This is a genomic window from Sphingorhabdus pulchriflava, assembly GCF_003367235.1.
Classification (GTDB): Bacteria; Pseudomonadota; Alphaproteobacteria; order Sphingomonadales; family Sphingomonadaceae; genus Sphingorhabdus_B; species Sphingorhabdus_B pulchriflava.
Map to the genome: position 1 here is coordinate 1,526,454 of NZ_QRGP01000001.1, position 18,261 is coordinate 1,544,714.

Here is an 18,261-nt window from a genome sequence, read left to right on the forward strand (position 1 = left end):
GCTTGGCTATCTACCAACTACTGACGAAGGCGCGATACTGGATATAGACACGCCCTCCGATCTGGCGCGTGCTGAACGGCTGTGGAAGTCCCGCTTGACCTCAGACATGATTGACAGTGCAATGTCACGTGGCGATTTGCCAAGGCCGTAAAGCCCAATTGGCGCGCGTAACCGTTGAATGGCCGCTGCACTAACGCCGTATTGCTGTAATCGCTCAACGCGGCTTTGCAGCCGACTGCGTGCACCAATGGCACCCACATAAAAGGCGTCCGACGACAATGCAGCTGCCAGCATACTCTCGTCACTGTCCCGGTCATGGGTAACCACAGCGACTGCCGTCCATCGATCGAGCGGAAGAGCTTCGACTGTGGTTGAACGCAGGTAAGCCAAACCGGCAAAGGGGGCACTCATAGGCCCTCCCGGATCCACCAGCACCGTTTCTGTTTCAAGATGCAATGCAAGCCCTGCAAGTGCCAATGCGGTTGCATCGCCGCCAATGATGACCAGCCTCAACGGTGGCTCAAAAACTGCGGAGAAGCAGCTGCCATCCCAAGCGGGCAAGGGTGGGATGGCATTATCGAAAAAACGGGCGTTGCGGGTTTTGCCGTCGCTTTGCCAAAGGACGGGTTTCCGGTCGCGATATCCTGACAGAAGCGTTGAAATAGCAGGATCATCAATTCTCGCGGACTCTACCAGAATCGAAATACCCGCACCGCAGGCCAGTTTGATATCAAACCATGGGCTGCCTTCGCCATAGCGCAGCAAGCGATGCTTGTCGGTCTCGATAACCTCGCCGCCATGGCGAGCGACGTCATCTTCCACGCAACCGCCGGAGAGAAACCCCCAGCGTTGCTGCTCGGTAATCAGCATCTGTGCGCCGATATCGCGCGGCGAAGGGCCATCTACCGCCACCAAGGTCGCTATGGCAAAGCGATGCGGGCTGGATAACTGGCCCGACAATAGCGGACGGATATCATCAGCAACATCTTCTTGGCGGCAATGTGTCAAAGCTGGAAGACCCCTCGTCGGATGCAAGATGCTGATGCTTACGGCAAACGGGGTTGCTGTCCAGTCGTCAGTGTTGGGCGGAATTATTTTGAGAAACTGCGGCAAGGAGGCATGGCAGTTAGCCGGATCTTTTAAGGTTGACGATCTTGCGGGACATGGACGTAGTTGGATTATCGCCTTTCTCGAAGAGCTTCATGGGGTGTTTTTCCATTAAACGCTCCATGGGGGTCGGTTGAAGTTGTAGAAGTTTTCCCATTCGCTGAGTTTGGCCTCGAGATCGACTTCGCCTTGCCTATCGGCAATGGGAAAGATGTCCCGCACGTCCGTACGGTTCTACATAGCTGCCACCTTCACTCGCTAGCAGCCTTGGCGATGCTCCGGATCAAAGAGGCCAGTTGGGGAGCTGCAACTGGAGTGCGCGCTGCCAGAAGGCGGCTCGGCATTCCCGAGCACAAATCATAATGCTCCATTTGTGAGGAGCAACTGCGTCAAAGCAACGGTGTGATGAAGCTACCCGTCCGATTTCCACTTTTGAATACATTTTACAAATTGGTCAGCGTTTCCGTTGGAGGACCGTCAAACATAATCCGCCGATTTGATGCCCCTTTCGATGACACCCAACGTCGCTTCTGACAACAGATATGAAATCACGGCCCAATCAATATGCCAAAGCGAGTATCCGCTGGCTAATTTACCCACGTAGTTTCCGTGCCCGTTCTTTGCCATTTCGCAACATCGCAACGCCGTGACGCTACTATCAAAAGAGTGTCCGGAGAAAACGGGCAGAACAGGGTATCCAGTCATGTGCCCAAGACGACTCTGCGCAGACGACTGGATTGCCCCATTTGAAACGGAGACGACCCATGAAACTCAAGACTATCCTTGCCGCGTCGGCAATCGTCATCGCAATGTCGGCTACGCCATCATTTGCGCAAATCACTACAGATACCGATGCCGGTCCGACCACAGGCGGTATCGGAATTGGCAACACTGCCACTTCGACCAGCACGTCGACCGATCTGCAAGTCCAGGATTCGGGCAACGACAATTCGCAGAACGCGCTAGCTTCGTTCAATACACTCGGTTCGAACAACACTGACAACAGTGACAATTCGGACAACAGCGACAATTCGCTTAATCTTAACGATGTGGCAAATGACAAGTCGCAGACCGCGCTTGCCTCGTTCAACACCATCGGTTCGGGCAACACCGACAGCAATCATGACAATGGCAATGACAGTTCTTCGGTGGTTGCCGATCAGGAACTCAATGCTTCGGTCACAAATGCTCCGGTTCTGGCACTCGCCGGTGTTTCGGCTGTGAACAGCAACAGCGGCAACAACTCGGTCGAAGGTAGCGCCTTTGCTGCCTTCTCCGGTATCTTGAACCAAGGCTGGAACAACGGCCAAGGCTCCAACGCTCAGGCAGCGACCAACATTGCTGCACGCGGCTCGGTCAGCTTCAGCCAATAAGCTGGTTCGGGATTTGGGAGCCGCCAGCCGGTCGCGGCCGACGGCTCCCGATACTCCCCTACGAAATGTGACAGGAGGAGAAAATGCTTAAGCCATTTTACTTTGTGCCGATTACGATCCTAACCGTTGGCGGATTTTCGAACACTGCATTCGCGCAAGAAATCGCACCGGTGGAACCCGATTTGATCGAGAATATCGCGCAGGAAGATGGGCCGATATTGTTGGTTGCAGAAGCTGTCATTGTCGATTTGCCTGAACCGGTCATTCTAGAAAATGATGGCAATCTTTCGGATGAGGAATTGGATTCCGCCCGCGGAGGTGCAACGATCGTCGTCGGCAACCAAACACTGAACGCTGTTAACAGCGGCGGTGTAATCAACGGCGATTTTTCCGCCGGATCTATCAGCCTTGCCGATAATGCGCTCACAAATTTCAACGGTTTTGGCAACCTGGTGATCAACACAGGTGCGCAAAACAACCTGCAATCGGGCATGAATGTGACGATCAATTTCGCCAATTAGAAATCGTCTATTGCGTGATCTGAAACGAACTCAGGAGTATTCAGCAATGCGTGCGAAAATCGCCTTGATGGCGGTTGTCTGTGCTGTGACAACGAGCCCTTTGGTTGCCGGCACGGTCGGACTGACCCCTGATACGGCGGGTGCCAACTACCGCATACGCACCATGAGCTGGGCCGAAATCCCGTTCCGTTCGGTGATCCGCCAGCAATATGATTTCAGCTGCGGTTCTGCTGCCGTGGCGACGCTTTTGACCTATCACTACGGCATCAAAACCCCCGAGATCGACAGCTTCAAGGCAATGTGGGCAAAGGGTGACCAAGGCAAGATCCGTCAACTCGGGTTTTCCATGCTCGACATGAAAAGCTACCTTCAAACCCGTGGTCTGAAAGCGCAAGGCTATCGATTCAAAGTGGCCGACATCGCCAAGGCCAACCAACCTGGCATTGCCCTTATCGATCTGCGCGGATTCAAGCATTTCGTCGTTGTGAAAGGCGTTCGCGGAAGCCGCGTGTTGGTAGGTGATTCAATATTGGGGCTCACCGAATATTCGGCGCAAGATTTCGACAAGATGTGGAATGGCATCTATTTGGCAATCGGCAACCCCGAAGACGACCGCCGTCCCGCTTTCAATCTAGCGAGCGATTGGGGCCCTTGGTCTAAAGCGCCGCTCGAAGAAAATGTGCTTACCGCTTCGGCAGCGGACGCCACACGCGGTATTCCACCGATCTACCAGTTGAGACCGGAAATCCTGCTCGATGTCAGGGTTGGCACGGTTCAATAGGAGCAAATTCTATGCGCATCTCAACCCTTATCATCGCCTTTGCCAGCGGCTGTTGCGCGCTGGCCACGAAGGCAGAGGCCAACGAAATCCAGCCATTGCGAGAGGCAGCCGAAACCCCCGACCGGGTCGCAGAGCCGTTCGCGTTAGCCGAAACGGTCAGCGATGAGCTGCTCGATCAGCAGCGCGGCGGTTTTGTAATCCATGGGATGAACGTCAACCTCGGCGCCGACATCCGTACCTACATCAATGGCGAGCTGATGCTGCGCACCACCGTAAGTTGGACCGATGCCGGTGTGCTGAAGGAACAGTTCGCGGCACAGGGAATTTCATCCGCAAATGCCGCCAGTCTGAACGCGTCGGCGCTTGCCAATGGCAAGATCAGCATGGACGTAGGCGGGACGCCGGTGTTCGCGGCAAATGATGGCCAGACGATGTTGGTCCACCGCGTCGAAAACGGTTTGCAGAACATATTGGTCAACACCGCAAGTAACCTCGACATCATCCAACAGGTCGACGCATCGGTTGAGCTCGGCGGATATGAAGCCTTTCATGACAGCATCATGTCCAACCGTTTATCCGACAGCATCAGTTCGGCCATCGGCGCGATGACCATTGGTGCCGCTTTTGGGCAGTAAAGTCGGGCGTACTTATCAAGGTCGCAGTGCACCCTGAATTGCATCGGGCCACAATGATCGGACACCCGTGGATCTACTGAATGTATATCCACGGGTGTTCGTTGCATTTCGCGTAAGCCTATATCGAGGCGAGCAATCTTAAAATGTGATTGGCAATCTCAGTACAACCGACATACCCGGTGCATCGGCGGTTGCGCCCAGTTGCAGGCCGAAGTTGATCGATTGGCGCTCGTTCAGCCGGTAGGACATGCCAAAGGCAAAGGTGCCGCTCTGCAAATGTGTCGACCGCTGTTTGGTTCCGCCGATGATCTGCTCGGTGGGGAAAATATAGGTGTGATTGTAGCCCAGCGAGAAGGAAAAGCGGGGATTGAGAGCGAAGCCAAATCCTATGTTGGCGCTCGCCGCATCGCCGGGGTTTACCCGGCCGACAAGGACGTCGCCGACGATCCGATCGACATTTTTAGGCAAGTGATAGAGGAAGCTCATTCCGCCATAGATCACCACCGGATCGGAAGGTAAAAGGAAGCTTAAACCGGGCTGGATGCCCCAAAAACCTGAACCCGTCGGCAAACCGGTTGCAACACCAAAGGAATCAAAACCTACGTCAAAGGGGCTTTTTCCTGTCGCGCTTTTGACCCGCAGGCTGGCGATACCGATCATCCGGTTTTGTTCGGTCGGCGCGTTGACCTGGTATCGCAGCGCTATTTCGGCGTCGCCTATATCCGACTCTTCGAGTTTGAGCGTACGGACGATACCTTCGTCGCGAAGTTGTGTGACCTTTATCCGGTCGTGACGGTACATCACCGGCATACGGCCCTCTATTTCCAACCGGTCGGTAATGCCGTACCGCAGCGCGACGGTGCCAACCAAGGCATCGCGATCAACGTCGCTGGCCTCGATCAACCCGACCTGAAGCCCGGGAATCAGTTCAAATCCCCTGAAGACCAGCCTGTTCGCGGAAGAGTTGGTATATTCGAACGATGTATCAAGAGTCAGCCTGCCTTTTGGAGTGAGCACACCCTGCCCTTCCGGAACCGCCGCCACCATAGCCTCGACCGCCGGTTCGGGCGGAGGCGCTTCACCTACCGGGGCACCCGGGAGCGGATCGGTGGAGTCCAAATATGCAGAAGCCGGCATCTGGTCGATTCCTGTGCCTCTCAACTGCGCCAGATCAAAATCGCCGGAAGTGCGATTGAGGAGTGTCTCGATCGCTGCTTGTTGGCGGGCGATGGTTTCATTTTGAACTTTGATCATTTCGCGCTGCGCGCTGATCTCTGCCCGCATCAGTTTCAATTGCTCGGCGACGCTTGGCTCGGAAACAACATCACCCGGGCTTTCCGCATCTCCGTCCAGATCAAACGCCACGGCCTTTGTGGGTATCGTAATCGCTGTCACCGATACGGCACAACCCAAAGCAGCGCGAATGCTGCGTCCTGAAAATGTGCGGGTCACTGCTTATCTCCCAAAAGCTGTTGCGGGAGCCATAGCCAAAGTCGGACAGTCCAAAGCGCCTATCTGGTCCTTTTGCTCGTGTGACGAGTCTCGGCCCTCTCCATCGGCAAGCAATCGCAGCAGCTGCGGGTTGCAGATCGTAATCGACTGCGGCCCGTTGAGGTTTATGATCTCGCGTCGCGCCAGTTCGGACAAGGTGCGGCTTACCGTATGGATAGTCAAACCCAGATGGTCGGCGATGTCGGCGCGCGTCATCGGCAGGTTCAGTGAGTCGCGACCACCGATGCGCCAAGCAGTCGCCAAAAGGAAAGCCGCCACACGCTCGTTCGCGGTTCTCCGCCCGAGAAGCGAAATACAGGATTGTGCGTGGTTCAAAGCGCTTTGCAGAATGCTGCTCGCTTCGGGAATTTGCTCTGCCGGAATTGCAAAACCTATCGCCTTGCTTCTCCGGGTTAATGTCACAGGAGTCACAGCCTCGGCAGAGGAGCGAAACTTTTCTGCTTCAATGCCGAATACGTCGCCGCCATAATAGAAACCAGTCAACTGCCGATGCCCGTCGCGATACAGAAAACATGTTCGCACCGTGCCGGAAACCACTTGATACCAGTCGCTTGCAGGGTCTCCCTGAGCGTAGATGATCTCGCCTTTGCGAAATTTCAGGGTTGTTTGTGTATGACGTGCAGCCGGATTGGCTGTTTGACCGCTAAGCCTGAGCATTTTACATTCCCTTTGCTGGCGCGGCCCGTTTTTTTTGTTTTTGGGGTACGCTGGCTAGCCTAAACAACGGAGGAATTGCTGGCTATTGCATGGATTTCGCAGGTGCTTTGCCATTGAGGGAAACATGTGGGTAAATTCACTGAGTGAATTTTACAATTGGGTTTAACTTAGGATATATGCTAGATGATGAGGTGAGGTTGACGGGGCAAAATTTATCGTCAATTTCACACGCAACAGAGGGCAAGATAGAAGCAGCGCCCGTTCGGGGATTTGCCTGAACTGAATTTAGAGCTGCAAGCTGAAAACATTTGGGTTGCAAACGGTTTTACTGGTCGCGTCAGTTTCGATGACGAAGAGGATAATACTGTGTTGCACATCGATCCGCAAAGCGGAGTCCCGGCCCTTACTGCCCGGGAACAACAGGTTTTGGAATTAGTATCGCAGGGGTTGTCAGCTAAAGAGACGGCGCAGGAAATCGCAATAGCGCCCCGCACGGTTGAGCGTCACATCGAAAATGTCAGATTGAAATTGCGGGCAAGAAATCGCACGCATATGGTGACTTTGGCACTCGAACTGGGTTTATTGCATTTCGACAGCGCGGAAGCTGCTTAAAATGCGTTAGCGCGATCATGATCTTTGCAGCAATAGCGCTAGGTAGAAGTCGGAACAGTCTGTTCAACGTGCTATCTTTACCCGAAAGGGCCGGCACCTCACATTTAACGTGCATACGGGGCCAAACTAATAGTCCAACAAAATTCAAAAAATCGTTCAATACATCGGTAACCGCAGGCAAACCGCTGATCCGAAATTCGACAGTTTGTTCACGGCATCAGCAGGTCGGTAGACGAATGAGTTAAGCCCGATTTCCAATTGAGTCCTGCAAATCCGCTCGACATACTGAGAATTCCACATCTGCGTGAATAGCGCTGATCCGGGTCAGGAGACAGGGATAAAATGGAACAGGAACGAGCGAACGACGACATTCTGCTCCTCGACAACGCACTGATCTGCCCCACAGAGTCGGGAGGAGAGAGCGCCATAGAGTCTGAACAAAATGTCCTTTTGCTTTGCAATGTGGTGCCACCAGAACCGGTGGTCAAAAAAATCGATGTCGGCCCGCGAATTTCTGGTTTCGAGCTGACCGCGGCTCGGGCCGAACCCAGTCGCGCAACTGATATCGGAAACGCGACGGAATGGAGCATCATAAAGTCACCTGCACAAGGCAATAATCCTGCCACAGAGCCAACGCGGTCGCCCACCCCTGTCTTTGTGATGGGCAAAAACACGCCAAAGCTAGCTGCTTTGGACAATTTCGCACAGCCGAGTTCGGGCGTTGCCGGGGCGGCGGACCTGGCGCATTTGCTTGCCGAGGCACGGGCCTTCGCGTCTGATTATGGCGTGATGAACGCGCGCACCCGCAAGGCACTTTATACCGCTCTGGGGCCAACTTACGATCTCACATTTTATGCAGATCACCAGCCTGAGGCCTATGCGCGGCTAATCGAAGAGGCCGGACTGACAATTCAGGATCGAGCGCCCTATACGCCGATCATAAAGCTGGTCTTCGGCGCAGACTATGACAAAGCGCGCGTCACCGAATTTGCCGCCGCGATCGCTTATGGCCGGCGCAAAAACCTGCCGGTCGGGACTTTTTCCGATTTCCTGGCCACTTTCGATGGCGGCGTGAAAGCCATGGTCGCTCTGGAACGTTTGATCCGCAATAGTGGAGATCGCGCCGGAGCCGATAGCGCGCGCAATGAAGCCCGCCCTGCGGTAGCCCGCAAGTTGCGGAACATTACGATGCAAACTTGGGAAGCTCTTTCGAACGAGGGGGACGAATTCGCCCTGTTAATCGCCCGCCGTTTGCCCGACGGCAGAATCGCCATGTTGGGTGAAGTTCCCCGCGATGTTGCGCTACTGGAAAAAGCGGCGCGCAAACTGTTGGCGAATCTGGAACGTATCTAGGAAGCTCAGGCCCGATAACAGGGTTATTATGCTGAAGGGGTAATACTGCCGCTTTGCCATGGCTAGTCACGCAGTGCCCGTCCAATCGGTCTAATATACTCATCGGCTGCCCAATTTCCTTGCCGGGACGGCTATGCTCGATTCAGCAACAAACCGTTCGCAAGCAATCTCAAGCACATACCGACGGACGAGCTAGGGCAATTGGATCAGGAAGGCTGCGACAAGGACGATGAGCAAACCAGGTTTCAGAGAGTGGCTTGCAGTTGGCAAGGCGTTGCGCGGCAAAAACCTGCTCCGCCACGAGGGGCCATACCAGTTAACAACCGGATTCGAGCGACATTTTGCCGAACACATGGGATCAAGCCACGCATTGGCACTGACCAGCGGTACTGTGGGATTGCACGCTGCGATGACGGCGATCGGGGTCGGCCCGGGCGATGAAGTGATTGTTCCAGCCTACACTTGGATTGCCACCGCGGCGGCCCCGGCGCTTGCAGGTGCAGTGCCCGTATTGGCCGACATCGACGAGACGCTGACGATCGATCCAGTCGATCTTGAACGCAAGATAACCCCAAACACCAAAGCGATTATTCCCGTCCACATGGTCAACGCGCCCTGCAACATGGACGCGATCATGGACATCGCCCGGCGACATTCGCTGATGGTGGTAGAGGATGCCTGCCAGGCAGTTGGGGTCGAGTATAAAGGCCGCAAGTGCGGCTCCTTTGGCAAAGTGGGAGTGTACAGTTTCAACCACTACAAGAATATGACGATTGGAGAGGGCGGTGCAGTTGTGACCGACGATCCGGCGCTTTTTTCGAGGCTAATGAATTTTCACGATCTGGGGATTTGGGCCCGTGACGGCTATGAGGCAGGTAACACCCCCGCATTCCTTGCATCCCACTCGCGGGTAACCGAGGTCCAAGGGGCGATGCTTGACGTGCAGCTTTCTAGGTTGTCGCGCAGTATCAAGCGGATCAAGCGCAACCGGAAGGCAATCGAGCAGGTTTTGCGAGACTCCGGAGAATTCCGGATATCGCCTCATAATGATCCGGACAATGCAGCAACAATGACCGTCAGTTTCGAAACCGAGGCCGAGGCCGAGGCGTTTGCCCAACGTCCGGGTGTGCATCGGATTTATGACAATTCCAAGCATGTCTACACGAACTGGGATCCGATCCTCAATCAGCGAACCGCGCACCCCGCGATGAACCCGTGGGCCTGGGCCAGACGTCACATCAGCTATGACGAACATTCTTGCACGCGCACGCTGGATATCATGCGGCGCACTTGCCGTATTACGATCAATCCTGGCTGGTCGACGATAGTTGCGCGCACATTGGCGAAGAATCTTTGGACGCCAAACGCCCAAGCGAGAACAGCCTACGGCATTATCGCCAGACTCAAGGGTGCATAGGCAGGCCATGACGGTGACACGGCTTTCGGGCCGGGACGGCGGCGCGACAATCGAAGCCGATCTTGTGATAGTCGGTGGAGGTCCCGTTGGCCTCGCTATCGCTGACCGCTGCGCTCGCAAGGGAATCGATGTGTTGCTGCTCGAAAGCGGGCTTGAGCAGCAGGATCAAGCGCATGAGGCGCTCAACGAGGTTCTAGCGGCCGACGACATGCAGCATCCCGACTTGGCCGCACACCGAACTGGCTTTCACGGCGGCCAAGCACTGCTTTGGAATGCCCAGCGTCAGGCCTATGGCGTGCGTTGCCGCGGGCTGGGTGGATCGACCCAAGCCTGGGCCGGAAAGGTCGCGCCATTTGATAAAATCGACTTTGCCAAACGCGATTGGATTCCGGATTCGGGTTGGCCGATCGGGCGCGAGGAACTGAACGCCTCTCTCGATCAAGCGCGTGAACTGCTGGGGCTTTGCCCTGCTGCCCCGGAGCCGCGCTTTTCGGAGGCGGGCTTACGCTCCTGCTATTGGCAGTTCGCACGTTCGAGAACGGACCGCCTGGATGTCATGCGTTTTGGTCGCGACTTCGCGCCCGGGCTGCCACCCAAGGTGCGGGTCCTGCTCGATGCGACCGTGACCAGGCTGGGATTCGATCCGGTTTCGCAAATTGCCAATGAACTGGAAGTTGCCAGTCTTTCTGGCGCATCGGTAATCATTAAGCCGCGCCGCGTCGTGCTTGCAGCGGGTGCTATCGAAAATGCGCGGTTGATGCTTGTTTCGAACGACGTCGAACCGGGCGGAATTGGCAACCATCACGATCTGGTCGGACGCTATCTGATTGATCACGCAGGGATAAGATTGGGTGAGGTAAAGGGTTCAAAAAATATTGTGCAACTTGCCCGCACATTTGGATTTTATGGGCAGAGCCACACGGGTCGCTCGCATATGTTTATGCACGGCCTCACGCTTTCACCCGAAGTTCAGGAGCAGGATGGATTGCTCAATGCAGCTATCTATTTTGCGCCGTTGCGGGCGGTTGACGACCCTTTCGACGCGCTCAAGCGACTGCTGCGCCGCCAGAGCGGCGCCAAATTTCACGATGTGGTGGCAGTTATGAAGGGGATTGGATTCATAGCGCGAGGTATGGGAACGAGGATGCTAACGTCGCCGCACATTCCGCAATGGTCGAAGGACATGATCGTCGGGTCAGCAATCCGGTTTGCACCCAATTTGGTAGCTGATGAATTTGCCAGTGGCGGTATCCCGCACAAGTTGACGGGTCTTGGTATCGAGGCAATCACTGAGACCGCCCCCAACCGAGATAATCGGATTATGCTCGCCGAGAAACTGGACCCGCTGGGCATCAGACGTGCAGCAGCACATTGGCGTACCGGCGCAATCGAAGCTCGAACTATCAGGACTCTTGCCGTTCGCCTTAATCGCGCCTTTGGGGCGGCGGGTTATGCAGCGCCCGACCTGGCCGACTGGGCAAGCGATGACAATTGTCCTTTGCCCGATCCGGTCGACCTCGCCCATATGATGGGAACAACGAGAATGGCAAATGATCCCGAAAACGGCGTGGTTGACAGCAACTGCCGTGTGTTCGGTACCAACAATCTCTACATTGCCGGAGGGTCAGTATGTCCGACCGGGGGGCATGCAAATCCGACATGGATGTTCCTCGCCCTCGCCTTGCGACTAGCCGACCATTTGGCAACTGGACAGAGCCGTAGCAACGCAACCGTCCTGTGCAAAACTTCTGCCTTCACCTGATATTTGGCACCGTTGGCCCATATGCGCTGGCCGCTACCGCCTAAATATGAAATTCTACCCACTTGAAACAAAACTACCCCCTGACAATGCCCGTTTGCGCCACACGCGGAAACGATGGGTTACCGCCCTGTTCATGGCGCGCAGAACTCTTAAGAGACTCTGATTGCAACTACGTTCCGTCTGGGTCGGGGGTTTGCCGGGCAATGTGTCGACATCGTATATGACTGATCGAAAAGACAGACTTTTCTGGTTTCTGGACGACTCCGTAGAGCCGCTCATTGATCATGAGTCACCCCACTTCCGTGAGTTTCAGGCGGTGTCGGAGGAGTTCCTGAAGGGATACCGGCGATTCGTTGATCTTGGCTTTCCGCCCGAGACGATAGGGCTGGCAATGCTGGGTGCGACAATAAACATGTATTCCATTCTCGAAATTCAAAAAGAGCTGCCCGATCTGTTCCGCAAGCTGGCGGACAAGATCGAAATGGAAGCAAAGCTGCATTAGGCCTCCACCGGGTCTTCCCCAAATCAGCGACCAATACAGCGCATTCAGAACCGGCGGGTAACCCTATCGGGTTGAATCCAATGCTTCCTAACTCCGTTGCACCTGATGCGCTAGATTACGGCTGTTAACCGCAAGCATGGCTGAACTGCGTGACCGACAGTCACAGCTAAGGCCCAAGCAAGCTGAAGGTAGTGTAATGCGAATCCATGCCGTCATCGCCACCACCGGGCGCCCTGATATCGTCAGGCGAGTCGTTTCACGCTTGGGCGAACAATCGCGGCCGCCCGATGGCGTGCTGGTGGTTGGGGCATCGCCGGATGACATTGTCGGACTGGATGGGGCCTGCGCCAACCTCGAAGCGCTGGTCGCACGCCGAGGGCTATGCCGGCAACGCAACGCCGCATTGGATCATCTCGGTGACAGCACCGATGTCGTCGCCTTTTTCGACGATGATTTTGTTCCCGCGCATGATTTTCTTGCCCGACTCGAGACCTTGCTCACCGAACAGCCAAAGGTGGTAGGCGCAACAGGGGTATTGGTTGCTGATGGCGCTCAAAGCCAGCCAATCGGTTTTGATGACGCCGTCAGTCGCCTCGACGGTTTGGGCGACCGACCGACGCCGAGCAAAAGCGATTGCCTCTCGCTATATGGCTGCAACATGGCCATTCGCCTTTCGGCAGCCGAAGGGCTTCGGTTCGACGAGAAACTGCCGCTTTATGGCTGGCAGGAAGATGTCGATTTCACGCATCAGTTGAGTTGGCGTGGACGGCTGGTCAAGACCAGCGAGCTGACCGGGATTCACATGGGTGCGCGCAGCGGAAAAACCTCCGGCAAGCGGCTCGGTTATTCACAGATCGCCAACATCATCTATCTCTGGCGCAAGGGGACGATGTACCCTTGGCTTGGCGAACGGCTGCTGTTCCAGAACATCGCCTCAAATGTCGTGCGCAGCATTTGGCCAGAACCTGACATAGACCGGCGCGGTCGGCTGGTCGGCAACTTGCTCGCCCTGCGCGATTTGGTCACCGGCAGGATCGATCCCGAACGGATAGAGGCGCTATGATCGCAACTGCATCTTGCCCCTTGCCAATGTTACCATCCAGCGGTTTTGACAGGGACAAGACATGAGCCTGCGGCATGGTGTGCTCCGAGGAGCTATCTCGCTCGGTTCGGCACGCATGGCGATGAGCCTGCTCAACGCCGCAAGCATCATCATATTGGCGCGTATCCTGTCGCCGGACGATTTCGGCATCGTTGCAATCGCGATGGCAGTTGTCAGCGTGATAGCTGCGGTGACCGAAGCCTCGCTCCACCAATCATTGGTGCAATGCGATGAACCGACACAGGACCATATCGACACCGTCTGGACCATGTCTTGCCTCCGTGCAGGGCTGATTTTTACGGTAATCGCGCTCGCCGCCTGGCCGTTATCGCTTGTTTATGGTGACGAGCGGCTAGGCGCAGTCTTTCTGGTGGCAGGCGTCGGCGGTGCCTTCATGGAGTTTTACAATCCGCTGCTGACGATGGCGACACGTGAAATGCGCTTCGGTCCGTTCGCAGCATTCCAGATCGGTCAAAAGGCCGCCGGACTAGGCCTCGCTATTGGCCTTGCGCTCGCTCTGGGTAATTTTTGGGGGATCATAATCGGCAATGCTCTGGGCGCGGTGTTTGCATCGCTGGCAAGCTACCTGATCATCCCCTATCGCCCTTCTTTTACCTTGTCGCGCGTAAGCGAAATATGGGGCTTTTCGGGCTGGATGTCGCTCCATCAGCTCTGTGAGACGATCAACTGGCGCTTTGATCAGCTTGCACTAGGCGTTGCTGTTAGCAAGGTAGAGCTAGGCCAATATTCGGTAGCAGACAGTGTCGCAGTCATACCCACGCGCGAACTGTCCTTTCCGCTGCGTAACGCGCTGTTCCCGGGGTTCGCGCAAATTTCCGCACAGCCTGCGAAGCTGCGCGAGGCGTTTCTCGAGGCGCAGTCGGGGGTCGCGCTGGTCACCGCACCGGCCGCCGTCGGTCTGGCCTTGTTGGCTTATCCTACAGTCGACCTCTTGCTGGGTGCCCGATGGATAACAATCGTACCTCTGTTGCAGTTGCTCGCAATTACCTATGCTTTTGACACGTTCATCACGGTCATCCGACCATTGGGGATGGCGATGGGGGCAACCAAACTTCTGTTCCTGCGCCAGCTTTTAGGGCTGTTCGTCCGGATTCCATTAATCATTGGCGGGTTGGCGCTGGGCGGGCTTGTCGGCGCAGCCGCCGGCCGGGCATTGAGCAGCCTCGTCAATTGCCTGATCAGCTTCATGCTGGCCAAGCAGCTGGTATCTGTTGGCGTCTGGGAACAGGTTCGTGCGCATGGCATGACGTTGACGTGCCTGCTGGCGATGTCCGCTGCGGTTATAGCTGCCCAAACGGCACTTCCGCCTGCCATTGCTAACCAGCCACTTTTCCAGATTCCTGCGCTGATGCCGATCGGAGCACTGACTTATGCGGGATCAGCATTCGGGCTCTGGCACGTGACCGGTCGCCGGTCAGGGCCAGTGAAGGAATTGCTCAGGATAAGTATGCGGGTGTCTGACTTGGCCGTTTTCCGGCACCTGCGGCGGACATGAACGCTAAATTCTCTTCGTTAAAGCTCTCCGCACTGGCACTTCCGCTGGCCGTCTATACGGGGTGCTCGTCAGGCAGTACTGATTCCACCGAGCGAATCAATTTGTGTGACTACGAACTTCATTTCGCTGACGAATTTGACGATCTGGCGATCGCGCCGCGTAAGCTCGAAAATGGCGCTCGCTGGACAGCACATACCCCATGGAACGGTGACTTTGGTGACGCACCATTTTCCGATCCGCGACCCGAAGGGCCATTCGCGATTGCGCATGGCGTAATGCAAATTACGGCGCACCGGGATGAGAAAGGCCGCTGGCGTTCCGGCTTGATCGCTGCCGCGGAAGGTTCGGGAAAAGGCCATGGCGTGCAATATGGATATTTCGAAGCACGAATGAAATTCCCCCCTGGCCCGGGCACTTGGCCTGCCTTCTGGTTGATGAGCCTGCAACCAGCCCAGCAAACACCCAAGATCGAAATCGACGTCGTCGAATATTACGGGCACATGACCGACAAATATTTCGTAACGGGTCATGTTTGGTATGGCGGCGCGGAAGAGCATCGCACCCGTCGCGATGGCAAGAGCCTGTCGGTTCCTGCCGGATCGCTGACTGGCGGGTTCCACCGCTACGGCGTTCGCGTTGACGCAAAACATATCACCTATTTCCTGGACGGCGAGGCGGTGTGGCAACAGCCGACGCCCGAAGAGCACCGAGCACCGCTTTATCCGCTGGTCAATCTCGCGCTCGGCTCAGGCTATCCGATCGACAAGACGCCCAATCCGTCGACTTTGGAAGTGGACTATGTCCGGGTCTATCGCCCGCAGCAGGATGGTCGAATGGACACATGTGACACCAAACATGGCATCGCCGATCAGCTTAAACCCCAATTGCCGTCAGTATCTGCGCAGCAACGATAGCATGGCCTGTCGACTATCGTTCAGCAGAGCGAGTGCGCCGGAAGGTCGAAAGGGGTAGGTTGCGACCCGAAAATCTTCGGTCACCTCATGCGGCCAATTGTGCTGCCAGTCTTCGTACACACCGAGGAAGGAAAACGACGTGGCACCGATCCGGCATGATTCACGCAGCGATTCGTGCGACAGAAGAATTCCTGGTGTAAAACGACGAAATTCCTCGTCAAATCCGATCTTGATCGCGAACCCGCCTGTCTGCTGCCAAAGGAGCAAACGGCATGCTGCATCTCGCCCGCCAATCTTGAGAAAGGCGAACTCAATCGACCCGTCTTGGGCAAACGCGCTGGCCATTTGCGACACAAAGCACCCCATTCGGTGGTCGGCAGAAAGCGCGGTTCCCGATCGTTGCTTCCAACCCGAACCTTCCAAGGCCATGAAGCGCCCCATCAGCACCGGTAGGTCGCCGGACTCCGGCGTTACAAATTCGGTCACGACTTCACCATGTTCGCGCGTTGCTGCGCGCCACTTGTTCCGGATGGCAGACAGGCGCTTGCGCGACATAGACGCTTCGAACGTTTCGAAATCGGCCGGTAGCTGAGTGGTCGCGCTGGTGTACCGCGGCTTGCAGTAAACGGCAGCCTTTGAACGCAGCGCTGAAGAAAGCACCGCCAAATCGGTTTCGCTGGATTGCAGTCGCCTAAACAGGATTGGCCGCTTCAGCCGCGCGCACGCATGCGAGAGTAAGGCGAGCGATTCAGGGTCGCGATACAGCAGCCGAAATGGCTCGCCAGCGAAGGCGTCAATCGGAACTAGCCGGGCAGGCGTCAGCATTTTGTCGAGCATTAGCGGTGCCGCCGCGATCAAAATTTCACCATTCCAGATGAGTACGACCGAAAGTTCGAACATGTGCTGTTGCAATGCAGCGAGCGCGGCCATGTACCAGGCATGGCGCGCCAAAGGGGTTGCAAGGTGAACGGCTAACGCGTCCCACTCTTTGGACAAGGCGGTAAACCGCTGAGTATCTCGCACGATCTCTGTTTTCAGAACTGCTTCGGTCATTGAGCTACCGTAGTCGCAGAAACTGGAGTTTCAGCTCGTCTGAACGGATCAATGCGGCGTGCGAGATCGAATGGTCGCAGCGCCAGCGAGGCACTGGCCAAGATTACAAAAGTCACCCCTGGAACAGCGGTCGGCGAATTAACGGCTGCAGGGATCAGGCTGAGTAAGGCAGCACTTCCCAACGCGCCGCCCAGATTTTCAGCGGGTATCGCGGATTCGGTCCAACTTGACCTGCGCCAAGGCTGGAATGCTGCGATGAGATAGCTCAGGAATGAGAGGATACCAATGACACCCATCGAACCGAGCATTGCAAAGAAAATACTCGATGAGCGGAAGCTGCCTGGACCAACGCCAAGGCCATACGAATGCCGGAACAGATCCCAGCCCTGTTGCGCCCAGTAGAGCCGCTGCATGCCTGAGTCACTCGATGATTTCTCGATTGTCATGCGCTTGACGACGTCGACCACCCCTTCGACCAACGCCGGAGAAGCAATGAATAGTAACGCAGAAAGGAATATGATCGAGCCGATCGCTGCAAAGGCAGTCTTCGCCTTGGCAAAATTCGTGGCACCCGGCAGGGCAAAGATCCGCAACGCAAAGAACAGGCCATAAATAGCAAGGCCGAGATAGGCAGTAGAAGACGTGCTGAAGAACAGTACCGTTCCCATTACCAGTGTAGCAAGACCAGTCGCGGTGCTACGGATCGATCTATACCACATCTCTGAATTTGCAACGAACAGGACAAATCCAAGCGTCGCATAGGCTGACGATTCGGGAAATATTCCGCGAATGCGTACAAATCCGCCTATGGCATCATCCATCTGCACATAAGCCGAATTTCGAAACAGTTCGAACACTGCGTCCACAGATGTACCGCGAATGGCGATGCCAGCCAGACCCAGAATGGAATGCACCCACGCCATGACGATTAAAGTGCCAACCATAGTTGCAGCGGCATCTGTCCTTCGGCAGGCGATCCAGACGACTATGGCTGACAGCAAAGATCCGAGCAGGTAAAAAGCTGCTGTCAGATTCTGGGATGTGGGCTCAAGCGGTACTGTCGCGAACAGGTCCGCCACGTCGTTAAATTGCATCGGATAAACGTTAACCGAGCCTGCAAAAATGCGCGGCAAGATGAATGCTGTTGCAATACCGTAAAACGAAAACAGAGCTAACATGCGATTGGCCTTGAGAGCTTCTGGGAGGTCGCCAATCGCTGCGCTTCCAGGCATCAGAATTCGCAGGAATACAAAAGCCAGAGCAAATTGGATTGGCGGTATCGATGAACCGCCCAGCGCAGGAAGCAGGATCGCGGCTGACCCATTGAACAGAGCCGAGGCCATCAACAGCATCAACGCGTGGCGCATGTTTCCGGCGATGACGACCAACATGCCAAGGACAATCTGTGCATAACCAATGAAGGTCAGTTCCATCGATCCGTCCC

17 protein-coding genes and 1 pseudogene are annotated in these 18,261 nt (G+C 55.7%); 12 read left to right on the plus strand and 6 right to left on the minus strand.

Annotation, left to right across the window (positions count from 1 at the left end; all coding sequences use genetic code 11):
- Window positions 1–6: 6 nt before the first annotated feature.
- A complete protein-coding gene (locus DXH95_RS07610) occupies window positions 7–1,008 on the minus strand; it encodes an XdhC family protein (RefSeq protein ID WP_115548768.1) in 1,002 nt (333 codons plus the stop codon).
- 170 nt (window positions 1,009–1,178) lie between these two features.
- Window positions 1,179–1,296: pseudogene (locus DXH95_RS16365) on the minus strand (IS481 family transposase); the annotation flags it as partial.
- A 575-nt stretch (window positions 1,297–1,871) separates the two neighbouring features.
- Here DXH95_RS16365 and DXH95_RS07620 point away from each other — a divergent pair.
- The 4 genes from DXH95_RS07620 (at window position 1,872) to DXH95_RS07635 (ending at window position 4,417) form a co-directional block, all read left to right on the plus strand.
- Entirely contained in the window at window positions 1,872–2,480 is a 609-nt protein-coding gene (locus DXH95_RS07620) for a hypothetical protein (protein ID WP_115548770.1), read from the plus strand.
- Between the two features lie 83 nt (window positions 2,481–2,563).
- Window positions 2,564–3,001, plus strand: a complete 438-nt coding sequence (locus tag DXH95_RS07625; RefSeq protein WP_115548771.1) for a hypothetical protein — start codon at window positions 2,564–2,566, stop codon at window positions 2,999–3,001.
- Window positions 3,002–3,047: 46 nt separating this feature from the next.
- On the plus strand, window positions 3,048–3,782 hold the full coding sequence (locus tag DXH95_RS07630) for a C39 family peptidase (RefSeq protein WP_115548772.1): 735 nt from the start codon (window positions 3,048–3,050) through the stop codon (window positions 3,780–3,782).
- 11 nt (window positions 3,783–3,793) lie between these two features.
- Window positions 3,794–4,417, plus strand: a complete 624-nt coding sequence (locus DXH95_RS07635; protein WP_115548773.1) for a hypothetical protein — start codon at window positions 3,794–3,796, stop codon at window positions 4,415–4,417.
- A 138-nt stretch (window positions 4,418–4,555) separates the two neighbouring features.
- Here the strand turns inward: DXH95_RS07635 and DXH95_RS07640 are convergent, their stop codons facing one another.
- Both DXH95_RS07640 and DXH95_RS07645 read right to left on the minus strand, forming a co-directional pair.
- Entirely contained in the window at window positions 4,556–5,869 is a 1,314-nt protein-coding gene (locus DXH95_RS07640) for a transporter (RefSeq protein ID WP_115548774.1), read from the minus strand.
- Between the two features lie 3 nt (window positions 5,870–5,872).
- Window positions 5,873–6,586, minus strand: a complete 714-nt coding sequence (locus DXH95_RS07645; RefSeq protein ID WP_115548775.1) for a helix-turn-helix domain-containing protein — start codon at window positions 6,584–6,586, stop codon at window positions 5,873–5,875.
- Window positions 6,587–6,856: 270 nt separating this feature from the next.
- Here DXH95_RS07645 and DXH95_RS07650 point away from each other — a divergent pair, with 270 nt between their 5' ends.
- The 8 genes from DXH95_RS07650 (at window position 6,857) to DXH95_RS07685 (ending at window position 15,764) form a co-directional block, all read left to right on the plus strand.
- Window positions 6,857–7,198, plus strand: coding sequence for a response regulator transcription factor (locus tag DXH95_RS07650; RefSeq protein ID WP_239016577.1), 342 nt, complete (start codon window positions 6,857–6,859; stop codon window positions 7,196–7,198).
- A gap of 342 nt (window positions 7,199–7,540) precedes the next feature.
- Window positions 7,541–8,551, plus strand: a complete 1,011-nt coding sequence (locus tag DXH95_RS07655) for a hypothetical protein (protein WP_115548776.1) — start codon at window positions 7,541–7,543, stop codon at window positions 8,549–8,551.
- 229 nt (window positions 8,552–8,780) lie between these two features.
- Entirely contained in the window at window positions 8,781–9,968 is a 1,188-nt protein-coding gene (locus tag DXH95_RS07660) for a DegT/DnrJ/EryC1/StrS family aminotransferase (RefSeq protein ID WP_115548777.1), read from the plus strand.
- A 7-nt stretch (window positions 9,969–9,975) separates the two neighbouring features.
- Window positions 9,976–11,730, plus strand: coding sequence for a GMC oxidoreductase (locus DXH95_RS07665; RefSeq protein ID WP_115548778.1), 1,755 nt, complete (start codon window positions 9,976–9,978; stop codon window positions 11,728–11,730).
- A gap of 220 nt (window positions 11,731–11,950) precedes the next feature.
- Complete coding sequence (locus DXH95_RS07670; protein ID WP_115548779.1) at window positions 11,951–12,232, plus strand: hypothetical protein; 282 nt, start codon at window positions 11,951–11,953, stop codon at window positions 12,230–12,232.
- Window positions 12,233–12,428: 196 nt separating this feature from the next.
- Window positions 12,429–13,295 carry a glycosyltransferase family 2 protein gene (locus tag DXH95_RS07675; RefSeq protein ID WP_115548780.1) on the plus strand — a complete coding sequence of 289 codons (867 nt, stop codon included), beginning with the start codon at window positions 12,429–12,431 and terminating at the stop codon, window positions 13,293–13,295.
- A 61-nt stretch (window positions 13,296–13,356) separates the two neighbouring features.
- Complete coding sequence (locus DXH95_RS07680) at window positions 13,357–14,850, plus strand: lipopolysaccharide biosynthesis protein (RefSeq protein ID WP_115548781.1); 1,494 nt, start codon at window positions 13,357–13,359, stop codon at window positions 14,848–14,850.
- The gene (locus tag DXH95_RS07685) at window positions 14,847–15,764 is read left to right on the plus strand and encodes a glycoside hydrolase family 16 protein (RefSeq protein ID WP_115548782.1); all 918 of its coding nucleotides are present in this window, start codon (window positions 14,847–14,849) and stop codon (window positions 15,762–15,764) included. The genes DXH95_RS07680 and DXH95_RS07685 overlap by 4 nt, the downstream gene beginning before the upstream one ends.
- Here DXH95_RS07685 and DXH95_RS07690 read toward each other — a convergent pair.
- A complete protein-coding gene (locus DXH95_RS07690; RefSeq protein WP_115548783.1) occupies window positions 15,741–16,817 on the minus strand; it encodes a GNAT family N-acetyltransferase in 1,077 nt (358 codons plus the stop codon). The genes DXH95_RS07685 and DXH95_RS07690 overlap by 24 nt on opposite strands.
- Window positions 16,814–18,250 (minus strand): O-antigen ligase family protein, encoded by a 1,437-nt coding sequence (locus DXH95_RS07695; RefSeq protein WP_115548784.1) that lies wholly within the window; start codon window positions 18,248–18,250, stop codon window positions 16,814–16,816. Before DXH95_RS07695 ends, DXH95_RS07690 begins: the two co-directional genes overlap by 4 nt.
- Window positions 18,251–18,261: the final 11 nt, after the last annotated feature.

Bases quoted from the DNA above. Each gene is read 5' to 3' on its own strand.
- DXH95_RS07620 (WP_115548770.1), top strand. From the start codon at position 1,872: ATGAAACTCAAGACTATCCTTGCCGCGTCGGCAATCGTCATCGCAATG.
- DXH95_RS07625 (WP_115548771.1), top strand. From the start codon at position 2,564: ATGCTTAAGCCATTTTACTTTGTGCCGATTACGATCCTAACCGTTGGC.
- DXH95_RS07630 (WP_115548772.1), top strand. From the start codon at position 3,048: ATGCGTGCGAAAATCGCCTTGATGGCGGTTGTCTGTGCTGTGACAACG.
- DXH95_RS07635 (WP_115548773.1), top strand. From the start codon at position 3,794: ATGCGCATCTCAACCCTTATCATCGCCTTTGCCAGCGGCTGTTGCGCG.
- DXH95_RS07645 (WP_115548775.1), bottom strand. From the start codon at position 6,586: ATGCTCAGGCTTAGCGGTCAAACAGCCAATCCGGCTGCACGTCATACA.
- DXH95_RS07655 (WP_115548776.1), top strand. From the start codon at position 7,541: ATGGAACAGGAACGAGCGAACGACGACATTCTGCTCCTCGACAACGCA.
- DXH95_RS07660 (WP_115548777.1), top strand. From the start codon at position 8,781: ATGAGCAAACCAGGTTTCAGAGAGTGGCTTGCAGTTGGCAAGGCGTTG.
- DXH95_RS07665 (WP_115548778.1), top strand. From the start codon at position 9,976: ATGACGGTGACACGGCTTTCGGGCCGGGACGGCGGCGCGACAATCGAA.
- DXH95_RS07670 (WP_115548779.1), top strand. From the start codon at position 11,951: ATGACTGATCGAAAAGACAGACTTTTCTGGTTTCTGGACGACTCCGTA.
- DXH95_RS07675 (WP_115548780.1), top strand. From the start codon at position 12,429: ATGCGAATCCATGCCGTCATCGCCACCACCGGGCGCCCTGATATCGTC.
- DXH95_RS07680 (WP_115548781.1), top strand. From the start codon at position 13,357: ATGAGCCTGCGGCATGGTGTGCTCCGAGGAGCTATCTCGCTCGGTTCG.
- DXH95_RS07685 (WP_115548782.1), top strand. From the start codon at position 14,847: ATGAACGCTAAATTCTCTTCGTTAAAGCTCTCCGCACTGGCACTTCCG.
- DXH95_RS07690 (WP_115548783.1), bottom strand. From the start codon at position 16,817: ATGACCGAAGCAGTTCTGAAAACAGAGATCGTGCGAGATACTCAGCGG.
- DXH95_RS07695 (WP_115548784.1), bottom strand. From the start codon at position 18,250: ATGGAACTGACCTTCATTGGTTATGCACAGATTGTCCTTGGCATGTTG.